The organism is Ruegeria sp. BJ6 (genome assembly GCF_056537885.1).
In genome coordinates this window covers 420,416-437,140 of the sequence record NZ_JBQFSG010000002.1, presented here as the reverse complement: position 1 = coordinate 437,140, position 16,725 = coordinate 420,416, and the positions used below count along the sequence as shown (strand labels likewise).

Sequence of the window (16,725 nt, the reverse complement as noted above, 5' to 3'; positions counted from 1 at the left end):
AGACATGATTTTTCACAAAGTGACAATCGCGCAGCGTGTTCTGTCAGCACTCAAGCCCGCCCGGACCTCAATTGCCTTTGCCATCCGCCTGCAGTTTCACCTATCTTTCCCGAAAGTGACACCGCACCCGACGGGCCAGGATGCAATAACGCGCTATGGAACGATCTGACTCACAGACCCCGCCCGAGACCCACCAGAGGCGAAACCACCGGCTGATCTTTCTGTCGGGTGCGCTTTCGACGATCGGCGGGCAACTGGCCAATCCGACCATCGTTTTGCCGTTCCTCTATCTGGCGCTTGGTGCACCGACCGTCATCGCCGGGCTGCTGCTGCCCTTCGTTACCGGCTCGCGCCTTATCTCTGAAATCTTCGTCTCTCCGTTCGTCAACAACATCGTCCGCGCCAAGGTGGCGGTCTATGCAACGGACATTCTGACGGCGCTTGCTCTGGCGCTTGTTGCCATCTTCGCAACCAGCCTGACGCAGGTGCTGATCGTCCTGCTGTTTCTGATCACCGCGATCGTCATGGGCCTGTGTCAGGGCGTCAACACGATCGGAACCAATCAGGTCTACGGAACCACCGTGGCCGAAAACATCCGCAACCGGATGGTTTTTGCCCAGGCCACGATATCCGGCATACTGGCAATTCTCGTCGTCTGGCTGACCCGGGATCTGATGGCCTCGGACCAGCCAATGCAACAGCATATCGTCGTGCTGTGGTGCGGTATACTGGCGCTGACAGTTGCCGGGCTCAGCTTTGTCGGCGTGAAGCTTCTGGAGGGCAGATTGTCCTCACCTGCGGCCGAGGCACCAGCCCGCCCTCTCGACGCGCTTGCAAGGGGCTTCAAAACCGGCATGGCCTATGGCTGGTTCCGACAGTTCCTGCTGACCCGGGTCGCTTTCATATCCGTCGAACTGGCCATGCCCTTCTACACCATACACGCCGCGACATTTCACATCGGCACCCACAACGCGCTCAGCTATTTCGTGATGGCCTCGAGCGCGGGGATCGTGTTCGGATCGCTCGTCTGGAACTGGATCAGTGGCCGTTACTCGGTGAACCTGTCGATGGTTCTGGGCTGCATCGTTTCAGCCGCTTCCGCGGTTCTGGCGCTTGCCTTCACGTTCACCGGAATGGCGCAAGAGGTCTGGTCCTATGCGCTGGTCATCCTGCTGCTGTCATTTGGCAGCAACGGCGTCATCTATGGCCGCTACCTTTATTTGATCGAGATGACCAACAAGTCCGAACGCCCTTATCTTGTCGCCATGGGGGATGTCACCGCCGGGATGGTCGGCATGGCCTTTGCCGCAGTGCTCAGCCTGCTTGCCCACCTGCACGACCCGGTCACGCCCCTGTTCGTTCTGGTTGCGCTGAATGGGCTGGCGGTTCTGGCAGGCCTCAAGCTGCCCCGATCCGGCAATTCCACCCCTGCCGCGGGCTAAAGCTCCTGCAGTCAAAGGAACCTCTGGACTTTCCGCCCGTTTTGCGACAGTCCCTCTGTCCGTGCGCCGGGCTGCAACTGCAGATCCCGAAACGCCCAAAACATCAATTCCCCTTCCGGCAAGGGCACCTGACAGACGGACAGCATCAACCATGGCTTACCATCCCAAATCGGATTTCATCGCAGTGATGATGGAGCGCGGCTTTCTCGCCGACTGCACCGATTATCAGGGCCTCGACGAGGCGCTGATCAAAGGGTGCCAGCCGGGTTATATCGGCTTTGACGCAACCGCCAAATCGCTGCACGTCGGCAGCCTCATTCAGATCATGATGCTGCGCTGGCTACAAAAGACCGGTCACAAGCCGATCACCCTGATGGGTGGCGGCACCACCAAGGTGGGCGACCCGTCCTTTCGTGCCGACGAACGCCCCCTGCTGGGGCCGGAACAGATCGACGCCAACATCGCAGGCATCAAAAAGGTCTTCGCCGCCTATATCGACTATGACAGCGGTGCCGAAAACGCGGCCCTGATGCTGAACAATGCCGAATGGTTGGACGGCTTGAACTACCTCGATTTCCTGCGCGATATCGGGCGGCACTTCTCGGTCAACCGGATGCTTGCCTTTGAATCGGTGAAATCGCGGCTGGACCGCGAACAGTCGCTGTCGTTCCTCGAATTCAACTACATGATCCTGCAGGCCTATGACTTTCTCGAACTGAATCGCCGCTATGGCTGCATCCTGCAGATGGGCGGCAGCGACCAGTGGGGCAATATCGTCAACGGTATCGACCTGACCCGCCGGGTGCTGGATCACGAAATCTATGGCCTGACATCCCCCCTGCTGACCACATCGGACGGCAAGAAGATGGGCAAATCGCAGGACGGCGCGGTCTGGCTGAACGCCGACATGCGCTCGCCCTATGAATTCTGGCAGTTCTGGCGCAACACCACGGACGCCGATGTCGGCCGGTTCCTGAAACTCTACACCGAACTGCCGGTGGACGAATGCGACCGCCTCGGCGCGCTGCAAGGGTCCGAGATCAACGAGGCCAAAATCCGCCTCGCCAACGAGGTTACCACCCTGCTGCACGGGGCCGAAGCTGCGGCGAACGCCGAGGCCACAGCCCGCGAAGTGTTCGAAAAAGGCGGTATCGGTGGCGACCTGCCCACCCTGACACTCAGTGCGGATGATCTGCCGATTTCTATCGTTCAGGTTCTGGTCAAATCCGGCCTCGCCAAATCGGGCAAAGAGGCAAAACGCCTGATCGCAGAAAACGGCGCCAGACTGGACGACGCTCCGCTGACCGACGCGGGCCTGATGCTTGACGCGGGTGCGCTGTCTTCACCGATCAAGCTGAGTGCGGGCAAAAAGCGCCACGCGCTGGTGCAACTGGGCTAACGGAGCGCACCCGGGTTTTCGATCAGTCGGCCACCGGCCACGTGCCTGCATCCGCCTGACTGTGCGAACAGGTGGGCGCAGGCGCTGTCAGACTGATTGAATCATGGGGCATCCGTTGTTTCATGGCTGGCTATTGCGCTGCAATGCAACCCATAGTGGGCAAACTGCCAAAGCCACCCTTACTCACGTTTGTTTCCGAACCCTCAACAATGCGATACATAGTTACAAATTAGACACAACTTATGCGCGTTTAGCCGTTCACTCCTGCAAACCTTTGCCGAAACCGGGGTAACTTGCCCATCCTGATGTTTAATCCTGACGGATCAGGACGATTGAATTTTAGTTACAAGCCATAATCACTAGGTGGTTCAGCAAGTACGATGGGGCAGGTAATTTCCAGAAGGAAGGAACTCGCGTTCCTTTTGTGCATTACTCTCGCCATGGTAGCAGCGCGATTGACCCTGCTCGCAACGGGCTTTGATCCGGCCTACGACCAGTCGATGCTTCTGTCCAATTTCCCTCTTGAACATCCGACTGATGTGTTCAGACCGCTTCCCTATTTCGAACAGACCACGACACTTGGCCACGGCGTGCTCATGGATGGGCTTGCAAAGATGTTCGGTCCCGAAGACATGGCACGCGTCCATGCGATCCGGCTGCTGACCATCCTTGTCTTCTCGGCCTCGCTGTTGTGGCTCTATTTTCTGCTTCGTCGATTTGTGACCATGCCCGAGGCCATGCTGTCTGTTGCCGTAATCGGCAGTTCGCCCACCGCTCTGACCTTTGCGGTAAACTCCAAGCACTACGCGTTCGAGTTCTCCGCAACCATCATGATGATTGCGGCTGCGTTGCACTATATCCGACGACCGGGATTGCAAAGCGGGATGGGCGTGATTGCCGCCGGCACAATCGCGGCCTTGTTCGCCTTTGTTACGCCGATCATCATTGCGTCGGTTGGAATTGCCACCCTGACTGCCCAAACCATTCAGTTCAATACTCACCGGACTTCCCCGCAGCAGGTATGGAGGCACTTGGCAGGCACGCTGGCCGTGGGCGCGGTCCTGATCCTGATTTCCGCCGTATTTTACTTTGGCTACACCAGTATCGTCACAGTGAATGATCTGGCGGCCTATTCGGAGCGGGATGCAAAAAAATACATTGAGATAAACAACTTGCTCTCCCCGCAATCGGTTCGAAACGCGTTGGAGTATTCAACCTACCTGTTCAAACTCGTCGAGATAAATGTGATTGAATTCGAGTCCCCCTGGCTCAGGGACTATTTGCCCTTCACCATCCCTGTCCTGATTTTCTATGTCACCGGCATCGCCAGCCTTTGGCAAAGATCGCCGTTCTGGGTCACTGCCGCCATAGCTGCGCCGCTGTTAACGCTGGCACTCAATCTCGCCCAGGTCTTCCCATTTTCGGGTGTGCGCCAGCACTTGTTTGCAGCGCCTCTTGTCGTGCCCGTTGTGGTCATCGGATTTACAAGCAGCATTCAGTGGATCGCCAGCAAAATGTCGGTCCCAAAGGCAGCAAATGCCATCATATCCGGGCTTGTGCTTACGGCAGTTCTGTTTTCTGTCCTCGGTTCTCTGCGCGGGGACAGCGCCGTTGCACGACTGGCTGACAAAATCGAAGACTCCGGCGACCCGGTCTGGGCCTATTACGGGGCGCAACCGATCCTCCGCACGCTTCGCCCGGGCTGGATGGACCGTGACGAGGTCCCTATTCACGGGCTTTTGCCACATGAAAGCAGCAACCGGCGCTGGGTCCTCCCTGCCCGGGTCGAGGACGACACGGGTATGCTGCCTCAATATTACCGATCAGCATCCGCGGCTATCGCGCAGCACGACAAATTGTGGTTGGTGTTTTCGATGTGGTATTTCGACGTTGCCCACATCCAAGGGCTCGAGGTTTTCCTGCAACATGCGCGCGGGCCTGACAAGGATTGCGCCGTCTGGAGAAACCAGCACAAAACACTGGTCGCGTATTGCGGTCCGGCCGCTGACGTGGAAGCCCTGCGCGAACAAACACCCCGTGACCATACCCCTGAATGGAACCGATGGGTCGGTTCCGGGGATTGGATACGGTATATCAAAGGAGAAACCGGCAACCTGCTGCGTGGCGAGGAATACACGCCCGCCCCGGAAAACACATTGGCCGCCAAATCCTGAAACGCTCTGCACACCACGTGTAGGTCCAAGGCCGGACAGGTGATCTTCCTCTCTGTGATCGCTGCTATTTCAACATCTTTTTCTGCTAAAGCAATCGTCTGCCCAGCGGACTTTGCGAACTTTGGTTGCACCTCGTTGGAAGGTCTGTTTTGCTGCAGAAACAACGGCCTAACGGCCAATAAATACACATCACATATACGCCAACTGGAAGAGCAGCCAGAGTTAATGCGCCAATTATTTAACATTGCCCAATACCTCGCACCCATTGTCGGAATTGCAGGCATCATCATGATCGTCATCGGAGCAAAATCGGATCCGGTGAACTGGACACTGATTCAGCAGAGTATTCCGCTTGTGATCCTGTCGTTCATCTTCAAACCGCGTAAAGATCACCCCATGGCAAAGCTGATGGGGATGGACCGCCGCCGCTCAACCTCACGCTCCGGGACAAGCCGCAACGATCCCCTGTCCACACCTATCTCCTCCTCCGGTGAACCTGCGCTGCAGGACCAAACGCCCGAGTTCGAAGGCGCGGGATCCGTAGATTACCATGCAGATCAGGTTAAGTTGGTGCCGCTCCTGCCCGGGCAATCCGGCAGCGGACGCAGCTGGATTGGAGGGGCGCCCATGCTGCCCTCGGTCATGGGCTGGCCTCAGGTCAATGGATCACCAAGTTGGTTCATCGCCCAGATCGCGTTGGAGGAACTACCGGCAGGCATATGGGGTGGCCTCGGTCCGCGCGAAGGCTGGCTGGCATTCTTCGTTCCAACCGAAGGTGGCATCGACAAAAATTTTCAGGTCTTTCATTTCAGCGGCCCTGTCGCCACGCGCCCCTGGCCAGAAGTTGATCGTACATTCTACTTTGGTACCACTGGTGACGGGGCGAGAAAGGTACTGACCCGAGCTGGCCTTTCTGTGGCACCGCATCCACCCCGTTTTTCTCTGGAAGTTCAGCCCAATGACAGGACGGATGAGTCTCAGAAACCCAGTGTGCCCGCTGAGCGACCGCGGGCGGCGATCTATAACGACTATGATCCCAGATCGCCAGAATTCCGCCCCTTCAATCGATCTGGCGCACGGGCTCTTGTGTCTGCTCTTATTGCAGCGCAGGCGCGTGGGATAGAATCTCAGGAAAGCACAATCTCGAATTGCGAACGCGCGCTGAAGGAACCCGAAACCAGCGGGGCCTTAGCGGCAGCCCCTGCACGCATGGCGCTTGCCCAGAAAGTGAAGGACTCGCGCCTGGCTGCCATAGGCCTGCTTGAATCTATCGCAGCACGGCTGGCGTCTGAGCCGGACATGATTTTTGGTCCGGCCGAAGTGGACGACCTTTTGGCCGAGCTCGACAACATCAGGTTCCAGGACAGCGAATTCACCGGTGAAGGCGGCGGACAAAAAAAGTTGGGCGCGCCGCGTCCGGTGTTTGACGATTATTGGTTCGCTTCCCAGGCTGTGGTGGCGTTCGAGATGCTGGTCAAAGACGCAATGGTCAGTGACCCGGGGAGCGTTCCCGAAGCCACTCGCACCCTCTATGAGGCGGTGTGGCGCTCAGATCAGACGAGCGAATATCTCACGATGGGGGGCAATCTGGATGGCGGATTCTCTTCCTCAAGCCTTACAGACCCGGTGTTTCTGTTGGAAGTTCCCAGCAGTGATCTTGTGGGCTGGATGTGGGGCGATGTCTCTAGTCTCGGCGTGTTCATTTCACCTGCAGACTTGGCCAATGGCCGTTGGGACAAGGCTTGGGGGGACATCCGGCACGGCTAGTTCAGCCCGTGTAGGATTCAGTACCCCTGCCAGGGGCAATGGCGCAGCCTTGCGAGGAGGTTAAGCCGCATTTTTGCGTTGAGACCATCCGTCAATATTGGCGGAAAGCAAACACTCAGAAGATGGCTTTCTATTCACACGGCTGGACATACGCACCGGCAATATATTATTTGAACACATGTTCATATTATGGGAGAGGAACCCGCCATGCAATTGTCCACCACAGCCGCGATCATCACCGGCGGCGCTTCGGGGCTGGGTGAGGCCACCGCCCGCTACTTTGCCGAAAACGGCGCACAGGTCACAATCCTTGACCGTGATGCCGAACGCGGCCCCGCGGTTGCCAAGGAAATCGGCGGACATTTCGCGCAAACCGACGTGACGGATGAAGCTTCGGTTGCTGCCGCAATCGCGCTGGCTAGCGAAAAGATGGGCAAGATCACCGCAACCGTGAACTGCGCCGGGATCGCCTATGGCATCAAGACTGTCGGCAAGGACGGCCCCCACCCTCTGGACGCCTTCCAGCGCACGATCGACATCAACCTTGTCGGCACCTTCAACGTCTCGCGCCTTGCGTCTGTCGAAATGGCAAAGAACCAGCCCGAAGCGGACGGCGCGCGTGGGGTCATCATCAACACCGCTTCGATCGCCGCCTTCGACGGTCAAAAAGGACAAGCCGCCTATGCTGCCTCCAAAGGCGGTGTCGTCGGCATGACCCTTCCGATGTCCCGCGATCTGGCCTCAAGCGGTATTCGGGTGATGACCATTGCGCCCGGTATCTTCATGACGCCGATGCTGGCCGGTCTGCCCGAAGAGGTTCAGCAACAACTGGCAGCCGACGTACCGAACCCCGCCCGCCTTGGTGATCCGCGCGAATACGGCCGTCTGGCCGGGTTCATCGTCGAAATGGGATACCTGAACGGCGAGGTCATCCGCATCGACGGCGCATTGCGGATGCGGTAATTCCACCACCTGTTCCGGCTGGCATCGTGACCACAGATGGCAGCCGGTCGAGGTGGCTCCGATCCGCGCTTTGGACAGTTACACGTCGCGCCCAAAGGGTCCGAGGTTTTGTACAAACCAGACAAACACCCCCGTTCGGGATGTACAAATCATAACTTTTCGGCCTCAGCCTTCTCTTCCAGCGTCAGCCACTCCTCTTCCGCGGCGGCCAGTTTTTCCTGCCGTTCTACCAACGCGTCGGTCGCCTTCTGAAACTTGACCGGCTCTCGGGTGAACAATTCAGGATCAGACATCAGCTCTTCGAGTTTACCGATCTCGGCCTCCAGTCGTGCAATCTCGGCAGGCAACTTTTCCAGCCGGTGCTTTTCCGAAAAGGACAAGCCGGTTTTCGGCTTCGCCTCCTGCTTTATCTTCGGCTTTGACTGCTTTGTTTTTTCGTCTTTTTTAACGGTCTCGTCGCCGCGCTGCGCAATGTAGTCGGACCATCCGCCCGCATAAACCGTAGCGCGCCCGTTGCCTTCCATGGCGATAGTTGTCGTTGCCACGCGGTCCAGAAAGTCCCGGTCGTGGCTGACCAGCAGAACACTACCGTCATAGTCGTCCAGCAATTCCTGCAACAGGTCCAGCGTCTCGACATCCAGATCGTTCGTCGGTTCATCCAGAACCAGCAGGTTCGAACTGCGCGCCATCAGTTTTGCCAACAGCAAACGCGCCTTTTCACCCCCTGAAAGAGACCGCACCGGTGCCCGCGCCTGCCGCTCATCAAACAGGAATTCCTTAAGATAACCAACGACATGCTTGGGTTGGCCGCGCACCATAACCTGATCGGCCTTGCCTGACACCCGCATCGTGGGATCACCGGTCAGACTGTCCCAAAGGCTCATCTCGGGGTCCAACTGCGCGCGCGCCTGATCGAACACCACCGTCTCAAGGTTCGTTCCAAGCGCCACCGAACCCTCATCCGGCGCCACCTCACCCAGAAGCATTTTCAACAGCGTCGTCTTACCCACTCCGTTGGGCCCGACAAACGCCACACGGTCGCCACGCTGCACCAGCAGGTCAAAGTTCCGAACAATCTGTTTGCCATCGAAACTCTTGGCCAGTCCTTTCGCCTCGATCACCTTTCGGCCGGATTTCGGGCCGGATTCCAATGACATGGCGGCAGAACCCTGCCGTTTTATCTGCGAGGCCCTCTCGGCCCGCAGCGCCTGCAATGCCCGAACCCGCCCTTGATTTCGCTTGCGCCGCGCACTGATGCCCTCAACTGCCCATCGCCCCTCGGATTTGATCAGACGATCCAGCTTGTGCCGCTGCATATCCTCGTCTTCCCAAACCTTGTCACGCCACGCTTCAAAGGCCTCAAAGCCCTTCTCCTGCCTACGCACCACACCTCGGTCGATCCACAAGGTCGCACGGGTCAGCGCCCGCAGAAAGGCCCGGTCGTGTGAGATCAGAACAAAGGCCGCCCGGGTGGCGCCCAATTCCCTTTCCAGCCACGAAATCGCTTCGATATCAAGGTGGTTGGTGGGTTCGTCCAGCAGCATCAGATCGGGCGCTTCGGCCATCAGCTTGGCCAATGCCGCGCGACGCCGTTCTCCGCCCGAAGCTGTCCCGACCGCGCGCGAAGGGTCAAACTTCAACCCTTCTCCAGCGCGTTCAACCTTGTAAAGCTCGCCCGGCTCCAGACCGCTGGAGGCGTAGTCGCCCAGCGTCGCAAACCCCTCCATTCCGGGGTCCTGCTCCATGTATCCCACTGATTTGCCCGGCGGAATGACAATATCGCCCTTATCAGGTTCGACCAATCCGGCCATAACCTTCATCAGCGTGGATTTTCCTGATCCGTTTCGCCCAACCAGCGCCACCCGGTCACCGGGCTGGACCACCAGTTCAAGTTCGGAAAACACCGGATCACCCCCGAAAGTCAGGGAAATGCCGGACATCTGTAGCAAAGGAATTCGAGCCATGCCCGCCAGCTAAACCGGCTGGGACGAAGCGTCAACGCCCTGATCTTCTTCTCGTTCCAAATACGGGCTCTACCCGACCACTGAACGCAGCAAACGCTTGCGTTCCGGGGGGATTGCCCCGATTTCAAGCCCGGTGAACACGTGAAGCGTGTTCATGTGACGGTCCACAACCGCATGGTCGCTGACCCAGCCCCCCATCAACAGATAGGTCCGCAGCAATGGCGGCATCCGCAACATCGCCTTTTTCATGTCCGGCCGACGGCGCAAGCGCGCCGCAAAACGGAAAACGTCCGGCGCCTTCACCCGCGGCAACCACTGCTTTGGCCCCAAATGCCGGTCTTTGAGCACGGCAAAGGCATCCAGATATTCACCGGTCTCTGTCCCGGCAAATGAAGAGCAGCCAAACAGCATCCTGATCCCGTTGCGATCCACATAAGCCGTCATTGCCCCCCAGGCGACACGCAGGATGTCAGGGTCCTTCCATTCCGGATGAATGCAGAAACGCCCCATCTCGACCATGGGGCCTTGGTAATCCGCCATTGCCGACAGGTCATAATACTGCGCGGAATAGCTGCGCTGAATGTCGCCGCCATCCGTCAGGGTCAGCATCCGGAAACAGCACACCGGCCGCCCCTGCTGCAAATCTTCGACAAGCACATGTGCGCACAGATCATCGAACCCGTCCCGATCAGTATCAGGTGTTCCGAAGGCCAATGTACGCAGCGCCTGAGCTGCCTCTACATCCTTTGCAGTATGCGCCACTCGGGCGCGATACCGACCCTTTTTTAGCAACACTGTTCCTGCCAAGGTCTGATCCTCCGCAGATTGCATCCGGTACCCTAGTGACCGCACGCCTAGCATACAAGATGTGACCAGCGTGTGACGAGCCGTGAGAGAATGCGGTATCAGTTGCCGGTGACCGTCGCCGGGTTAAACGTACCGATGTTGCCCAGAAGCTGACGCAGGAACGTCTTGTCCTGAACGCTGGAGCTGGTCACACGACGCTCAAGCGGCACGACGATTCCGTCTTCCAGCCCATAGCGCTCGACATTGCGGACCACCCCGCGCTGGTCAAAGCTGATTGCCACAAGCTCACGCGAGACAACCTGAGGCTCTTTCGGGCCATAGTGGCGCATCCGGGATGCGACATAATAATATCCCGAATCCTTCAGGACACCCGAAGAACTCGGCGCTCCGATCGTTTCGATCACGCTGTCGCGGGTATCCACACCAACCTTCACTTCGGCCAGTTCTTCCGATGACGGAACATATCCGTGGTTTCTGTAGATCGGAGTGCAGGCCGCCGCAGCCGCAAGACATGTGCCGAACGCAATGATTCTGACCGCCGGTTTCAACTTGTCTTCGATCTTCAACATCTGCATCCTCTTGCGTTGCCGCCAATCGGCTTCTATCCGATTATAGAAACCGCCGCTTTGGTTCAACACACGAAAGACCCCGCATGACACTCAGTTCCGCGTTCCGGGTGGCCGATCTGCCCCAAAACACGCCGACCACCTTTGATTTGCGCCCAAATACTGATCAATTGAACACGCTTAGGCAAGAACTCGATCTGCTGGGCTTACGAAAGGTCAGCTTTGTCGGCGAGGTCACCGGACAGGGTAAACAGGACTGGGTTCTGACCGGCAGGTTGGGCGCGACGGTGATTCAGCCCTGTGTCGTCACGCTGGAACCGGTCACCACCCGCATCGACACACAGGTTCGCAGGGTCTACCTCGCGAAATGGACCGAGCCGGACGAGGCCGAGGTGGAAATGCCGGAAGATGAGGAAACCGAAGCCCTGGGTCCGGAAATCGATCCCGGAGCGGTCTTGGCCGAAGCTCTGTCACTGGCTCTGCCACAGTACCCGCGCAAGGACGGCGCGGATCTGGGCCAGGCGATCTATACCGAACCCGGAAAACAGCCGATGACGGATGAGGAAACCAAACCCTTCGCCGGGTTGGCGGGATTGCGCGATACCCTGAAAAAAGACGAGTGACAGAGGCCTGATTTCCTGTCATAGCACGCGTTCAGAAAAATCTCTTGAACCTGTCGAGAATCGCAGTATTTTCGCGCGCTCATCGGATTTTAGGTTGGACATAGCGTGGGCGGTGCCCTAAACGCGCGTCACGCCACGAGAAAAACGAAGAATGTAACCCGGCCCGGCGGCGAATCCGCAGGCCCCAGTCAGACAAAGGTTGAGACAATGGCTGTCCAACAGAACAAAGTTTCCAAGTCGCGCCGCAACAACCGCCGCGCGCACGACGCTCTGGTTGCTGCAAACCCGAACGAGTGTGCGAACTGCGGTGAGCTGAAGCGCCCGCATCACGTATGCGCGTCCTGCGGCCACTATGATGATCGCGAAGTCGTCGCACAGGCCGACGAAATCGACCTGGACGAAGACGCGGCCTAAGCCCATTCGAGCGCAGGCCACGGCATGACGGCACAGCCCGATCAGACCGGACAGATTGTCATCTCGGTTGACGCCATGGGCGGGGACGCGGGTCCCTCGGTCGTTGTGGCTGGCATTGCGCAATCCGCGAAGAAGAACCCGGAAATCGGATTCATTCTTCACGGCAAGGAAGATGTGCTTCGCAAGCTTGTAGCAAAACGGCGTGTCCTGGATGGACGCGTCGTTTTTCGCGATTCTCCGGACGTCGTCACGATGGAGGACAAGCCCAGCCAGGTGGTTCGCAACGGCAAAGAGACCTCTATGTGGTCGGCACTGGAATCAGTGCGCGCGGGTGAGGCCCACGGTGCTGTATCCTGCGGCAATACCGGCGCGCTGATGGCATTGTCGATGATGCGCCTTCGCAAACTGCCGGGCGTGAACCGGCCTGCTATTGCCATTCTCTGGCCGTCCCGAAATCCGCAGGGCTTCAACGTCATGCTTGATGTCGGCGCCGACGTACGCGCCGATGCCAAGGATCTTCTGCAATTCGCGCTGATGGGAGCATCCTACGCGCGCAATGGTCTGGCGCTTGCAAGACCTCGGATCGGCCTGCTGAATGTCGGCACGGAAGAACACAAGGGCCGCGCCGAGCTTAAGGAAGCACACGGCATGATCGCGGAATTTGCAAACACAGCAAATTTCGAGTTTGTGGGCTTTGTGGAAGGCAGTGACATCCCCGGCGACAAGGCTGACGTGATTGTGACCGACGGTTTTACCGGAAACGTGGCAATCAAAACCGGTGAAGGGACTGCCAGTCTGATTGGCGATCTGCTGCGTCAGGCCTTCAAATACTCTCCGCTTTCCCGCCTGGCATCTGTGCTGGCGATTACCTCGTTGCAGCGGCTCAGAAAACGCATTGACCCCCGCCGTGTGAACGGCGGTGTTTTCCTTGGCCTCAACGGAACAGTGGTCAAATCCCACGGCGGTGCCGACGAGACGGGCGTCAGTGCTGCGGTCAAGCTTGCGTTCACGCTGGCGCAGTCCGGCTTTGCCGAAAAATTGGCCGCACGGGTTGCATCCACGACCGAGCTTGCCCAAGATGCCGCGCAAGCTGCGTCGCAGACCGAAAAATAACAATAAAGGCAGTACCAAAAATGGCAGGCCGCTCAGTCGTTGTAGGTGTTGGACATTATTTGCCAAAGCGCATAGTCCCAAATGCCGAATTCGAGGCAACACTCGAAACATCCGATGAATGGATACGCTCGCGTTCGGGAATCGAACGCCGCCATTTTGCGGCCGATGATGAAACAACATCAGATCTGGCCACCAAAGCCGCCGAGGCGGCACTTGAGGATGCGGGCCTGACAGCCGATGACATCGATGCAATCGTGCTGGCGACATCGACTGCCGATCTGACCTTTCCTTCGGCAGCGACGATGGTTCAGGCGCAACTGGGCATGACCAAGGGCTTTGCTTTTGACGTTCAGGCCGTGTGTGCCGGATTCGTCTATGCGCTGAGCAATGCAAACGCGCTGATTCTGTCTGGTCAGGCTAATCGAGTACTGGTGATTGGCGCTGAAACCTTTTCCAGGATCATGGATTGGACCGACCGTTCAACCTGCGTTCTGTTCGGCGATGGCGCAGGTGCGCTGATTCTCGAAGCGCAGGAGGGCAATGGTACCTCGGAAGATCGCGGTATCCTGTCCACTGATCTGAACTCGGATGGGCGATACAAGGATTTGTTGTACGTTGACGGCGGTGTCTCGACCCAGTCAACGGGGCATCTGCGTATGCAAGGCAATCAGGTATTCCGTCACGCCGTAGAAAAACTGACCAAAACGGCCGAAACCGCGCTGGATAAGGCCGGGCTGGGCGCATCGGACGTGAATTGGATCGTACCGCATCAGGCCAATATCCGCATTATTCAGGGCACAGCAAAGAAAATGGGCCTGCCGATGGAACAGGTTGTCGTGACGGTTCAGGATCACGGCAATACCTCGGCGGCATCGATTCCACTCGCCCTGTCGGTGGGCAAGCAGCGTGGTCAGATCAAAGACGGCGATTTGATCGTAACCGAGGCAATTGGTGGTGGCCTCGCCTGGGGCGCGGTTGTCCTGCGCTGGTAACTGGCGCATTCCAGCTTACAGAGGCGACTGCAATTCATTGATATTGACAGTGAATTTCCCCTCACCCTATGCTCTGATATCAACAGGGGAAATGGTATGGGCGAAAAAACACTGACCCGAATGGATCTGAGCGAGGCCGTCTTTCGTGAGGTTGGTCTGTCACGCAATGAAAGCGCGCAACTGGTCGAAAGCGTTCTGAACCACATGTCCGACGCCTTGGTGCGCGGCGAGCAGGTAAAGATATCTTCTTTCGGTACGTTCAGCGTTCGGGACAAAACAGCCCGTATCGGCCGCAACCCCAAAACCGGAGAAGAGGTTCCCATTCAGCCGCGTCGCGTGCTGACCTTCCGTCCTTCGCATCTGATGAAGGATCGTGTTGCCGCTGGGAATCGCAAGTAAGTCTGAGGTCGCGCGGATATGAGCAAGTCCCCCGACGCGTTTCGCACAATTAGTGAAGTTGCGGATTGGCTCGGTGTTCAGGCCCATGTCCTGCGATTCTGGGAAAGCCGATTCAGCCAGGTAAAACCAGTCAAACGCGCGGGCGGACGCCGTTATTACCGCCCAAATGACATGCGCCTGCTGGGTGGCATTAAAAAGCTGCTGCACGACGACGGCATAACCATAAAAGGCGTGCAGCGTATTCTGCGCGAACAAGGCGTCGGTCACGTATCGTCCCTGTCCCAAGGCCTTGATGAAACCTCTGCCGTCCAGCCGGTGGTGGACGAGACGGTGGTACCCTTCTCGCCCAAACCTGTATCTGCTGACAGCGGGCAGTTCGACATGGATTTGCATGTACCACCCGCACAGAAAGCGAACGGCACAGGCGCTGCGAGTGAATCAAATGATCATCCGGCCGAGGAAACGCCCGAGCTGGAAGAGATTAGCACCGCCCCACTGTTTGGCGGAATCGCTTCACAAGCATGGCAAACAACGGATTTCGACGACGAGGTTCTGCGAAAAATCGAGCCGATCGCCAAGGACTTGCGGGCTTGGTTGAACCGGGTCGAAAATCGACCGGCGGGATAAGAAAAAAGGCAATGTTTTCCTCTTGCCCCTGCCGGGAAAACCTTTATGAACAGCCCAACGTCGGGCTATGGCGCAGCCTGGTAGCGCGTCCGTCTGGGGGACGGAAGGTCGCAGGTTCGAGTCCTGCTAGCCCGACCAAATCACACCGACGTATCCGGAAGACAGGCCAGATCCTCTGGCGCGGAGGGGGATCAGAATGACAGGCGTGTGTCCGAACCAGCAGATCGAAGCGATGATTGAGCGTGGTGAGATCACCGCGAGCCCCGATATACTTGACGCGCAGGTCCAACCTGCCAGCTTGGATTTACGCCTTGGAACAGTAGCTTACCGTGTGCGCGCCTCATTTCTGGCGGGTGAAGGGCGTTCCGTATCCGACCGGCTTTCCGAGTTCGAGATGCATCGGATCGACATAAGCGATGGCGCTGTACTGGAAAAAGGCTGCGTCTATCTGGTTCCGTTGATGGAATCGCTGGCGCTGCCCCAGGACACAAGCGCAGTGGCAAACGCAAAAAGTTCGACCGGCAGACTGGACCTGCTGACAAGGACAATCACCGATGGCGGGGCCGAGTTCGATCGCATTCCTGCAGGATATTCCGGCCCGCTATATGCCGAGATTTGTCCAAGATCCTTCTCAGTTCTGGTGCGCCCCGGAATGCGTCTGAACCAGATTCGCTTTCGTCAGGGACAAGCTGTGCTGAGCGATTCTGAACTGTCCGCTCTGCATCAGGAAATGCCCTTGGTTGACGGGCCGGCGGTCATTCAGGACGGGCTGGGCTTTTCTGTCGATCTGCGCCTTCCCAATACCGATTTGGTCGGATATCGCGCCAAGCCGCATACCGGGGTGATCGATCTGGATCGCATTGGTGCCTACGATCCACAGGAATACTGGGAAGAAGTGCGAACCCGCGACGGGCGCATCATTCTGGACCCCGGTGCATTTTACATTCTTGTCAGCCGAGAGGCCGTGCACATTCCACCCATGTATGCAGCCGAGATGGCCCCCTATCTGGCCATGGTAGGTGAGTTTCGTGTTCACTACGCAGGTTTTTTTGATCCCGGTTTCGGCCACGCCGCCGCTGGTGGTGCCGGATCGCGTGGCGTTCTGGAAGTGCGGTGCCACGAAGCGCCGTTTGTCCTTGAACACGGACAGGTCGTAGGCCGGCTGGTCTATGAAAGAATGGCGGAAATGCCGACACAGCTATACGGTGCGGGCATTGCCTCGAATTATCAGGGACAGGGGCTGAAACTGTCCAAACACTTCAGAGTGCCTTCGTAACCCGCTGAATTAAAACCGAATAAATCGGCGCATTTGGCGGGCCACCCGCTGTGCTTGCCGGGTGTTTTTCTGTTGGCCTGACGTCGCCACAGGCTTTTTGTTGCTTTGGCTACCATCGTTTTTTTGTGACATGCGGCCTGCGACTTCAAATCCTTTGTCGACACCCCGAGTCACAAGTCGGCGCATGACCTGACGTACG

At 57.8% G+C, this 16,725-nt stretch carries 16 protein-coding genes and 1 tRNA gene; 14 read left to right on the top strand and 3 right to left on the bottom strand.

Going from position 1 to position 16,725, the window contains the following annotated elements; all coding sequences use genetic code 11:
• The first annotated feature begins 4 nt into the window (after window positions 1–4).
• The 6 genes from ACR0D6_RS07430 (at window position 5) to ACR0D6_RS07405 (ending at window position 7,745) form a co-directional block, all read left to right on the top strand.
• Window positions 5–169: a hypothetical protein gene (locus ACR0D6_RS07430; RefSeq protein WP_480765026.1), complete on the top strand. Its 165-nt coding sequence runs from the start codon at window positions 5–7 to the stop codon at window positions 167–169.
• Complete coding sequence (locus ACR0D6_RS07425; RefSeq protein WP_480765025.1) at window positions 156–1,442, top strand: MFS transporter; 1,287 nt, start codon at window positions 156–158, stop codon at window positions 1,440–1,442. The genes ACR0D6_RS07430 and ACR0D6_RS07425 overlap by 14 nt, the downstream gene beginning before the upstream one ends.
• Before the next feature lie 151 nt (window positions 1,443–1,593).
• Window positions 1,594–2,841, top strand: a complete 1,248-nt coding sequence (gene tyrS / locus ACR0D6_RS07420; RefSeq protein WP_170652112.1) for a tyrosine--tRNA ligase — start codon at window positions 1,594–1,596, stop codon at window positions 2,839–2,841.
• Between the two features lie 440 nt (window positions 2,842–3,281).
• Window positions 3,282–5,015: a hypothetical protein gene (locus tag ACR0D6_RS07415; protein WP_480765024.1), complete on the top strand. Its 1,734-nt coding sequence runs from the start codon at window positions 3,282–3,284 to the stop codon at window positions 5,013–5,015.
• A 225-nt stretch (window positions 5,016–5,240) separates the two neighbouring features.
• Window positions 5,241–6,782 (top strand): DUF1963 domain-containing protein, encoded by a 1,542-nt coding sequence (locus tag ACR0D6_RS07410; protein ID WP_480765023.1) that lies wholly within the window; start codon window positions 5,241–5,243, stop codon window positions 6,780–6,782.
• A 207-nt stretch (window positions 6,783–6,989) separates the two neighbouring features.
• On the top strand, window positions 6,990–7,745 hold the full coding sequence (locus ACR0D6_RS07405) for an SDR family NAD(P)-dependent oxidoreductase (protein WP_480765022.1): 756 nt from the start codon (window positions 6,990–6,992) through the stop codon (window positions 7,743–7,745).
• Between the two features lie 149 nt (window positions 7,746–7,894).
• On the opposite strand, the gene ACR0D6_RS07400 is transcribed toward ACR0D6_RS07405, so the two are convergent.
• From ACR0D6_RS07400 to ACR0D6_RS07390, 3 genes are all read right to left on the bottom strand, one after another.
• Window positions 7,895–9,709 (bottom strand): ABC-F family ATP-binding cassette domain-containing protein, encoded by a 1,815-nt coding sequence (locus ACR0D6_RS07400; RefSeq protein ID WP_480765021.1) that lies wholly within the window; start codon window positions 9,707–9,709, stop codon window positions 7,895–7,897.
• A 69-nt stretch (window positions 9,710–9,778) separates the two neighbouring features.
• Entirely contained in the window at window positions 9,779–10,540 is a 762-nt protein-coding gene (locus ACR0D6_RS07395; RefSeq protein WP_170652104.1) for a GNAT family N-acetyltransferase, read from the bottom strand.
• A 74-nt stretch (window positions 10,541–10,614) separates the two neighbouring features.
• Entirely contained in the window at window positions 10,615–11,085 is a 471-nt protein-coding gene (locus ACR0D6_RS07390; protein ID WP_480765020.1) for an outer membrane protein assembly factor BamE, read from the bottom strand.
• 83 nt (window positions 11,086–11,168) lie between these two features.
• Between ACR0D6_RS07390 and ACR0D6_RS07385 the strand changes: the two genes are divergently transcribed.
• The 8 genes from ACR0D6_RS07385 to ACR0D6_RS07350 all read left to right on the top strand — a co-directional run bounded on the left by ACR0D6_RS07385 (window position 11,169) and on the right by ACR0D6_RS07350 (window position 16,526).
• A complete protein-coding gene (locus ACR0D6_RS07385) occupies window positions 11,169–11,705 on the top strand; it encodes a YceD family protein (RefSeq protein ID WP_480765019.1) in 537 nt (178 codons plus the stop codon).
• A 207-nt stretch (window positions 11,706–11,912) separates the two neighbouring features.
• Window positions 11,913–12,119, top strand: coding sequence for a 50S ribosomal protein L32 (gene rpmF / locus ACR0D6_RS07380; RefSeq protein ID WP_037316137.1), 207 nt, complete (start codon window positions 11,913–11,915; stop codon window positions 12,117–12,119).
• 24 nt (window positions 12,120–12,143) lie between these two features.
• Window positions 12,144–13,232 carry a phosphate acyltransferase PlsX gene (gene plsX / locus ACR0D6_RS07375; protein WP_480765018.1) on the top strand — a complete coding sequence of 363 codons (1,089 nt, stop codon included), beginning with the start codon at window positions 12,144–12,146 and terminating at the stop codon, window positions 13,230–13,232.
• 20 nt (window positions 13,233–13,252) lie between these two features.
• On the top strand, window positions 13,253–14,224 hold the full coding sequence (locus tag ACR0D6_RS07370) for a beta-ketoacyl-ACP synthase III (protein WP_480765017.1): 972 nt from the start codon (window positions 13,253–13,255) through the stop codon (window positions 14,222–14,224).
• Between the two features lie 96 nt (window positions 14,225–14,320).
• Window positions 14,321–14,623: an integration host factor subunit alpha gene (gene ihfA / locus ACR0D6_RS07365; protein WP_170564321.1), complete on the top strand. Its 303-nt coding sequence runs from the start codon at window positions 14,321–14,323 to the stop codon at window positions 14,621–14,623.
• A gap of 18 nt (window positions 14,624–14,641) precedes the next feature.
• Window positions 14,642–15,250 carry a MerR family transcriptional regulator gene (locus ACR0D6_RS07360; protein WP_480765016.1) on the top strand — a complete coding sequence of 203 codons (609 nt, stop codon included), beginning with the start codon at window positions 14,642–14,644 and terminating at the stop codon, window positions 15,248–15,250.
• A gap of 61 nt (window positions 15,251–15,311) precedes the next feature.
• Window positions 15,312–15,388, top strand: a tRNA-Pro gene (locus ACR0D6_RS07355).
• Window positions 15,389–15,446: 58 nt separating this feature from the next.
• A complete protein-coding gene (locus tag ACR0D6_RS07350; RefSeq protein WP_480449821.1) occupies window positions 15,447–16,526 on the top strand; it encodes a 2'-deoxycytidine 5'-triphosphate deaminase in 1,080 nt (359 codons plus the stop codon).
• Window positions 16,527–16,725: the final 199 nt, after the last annotated feature.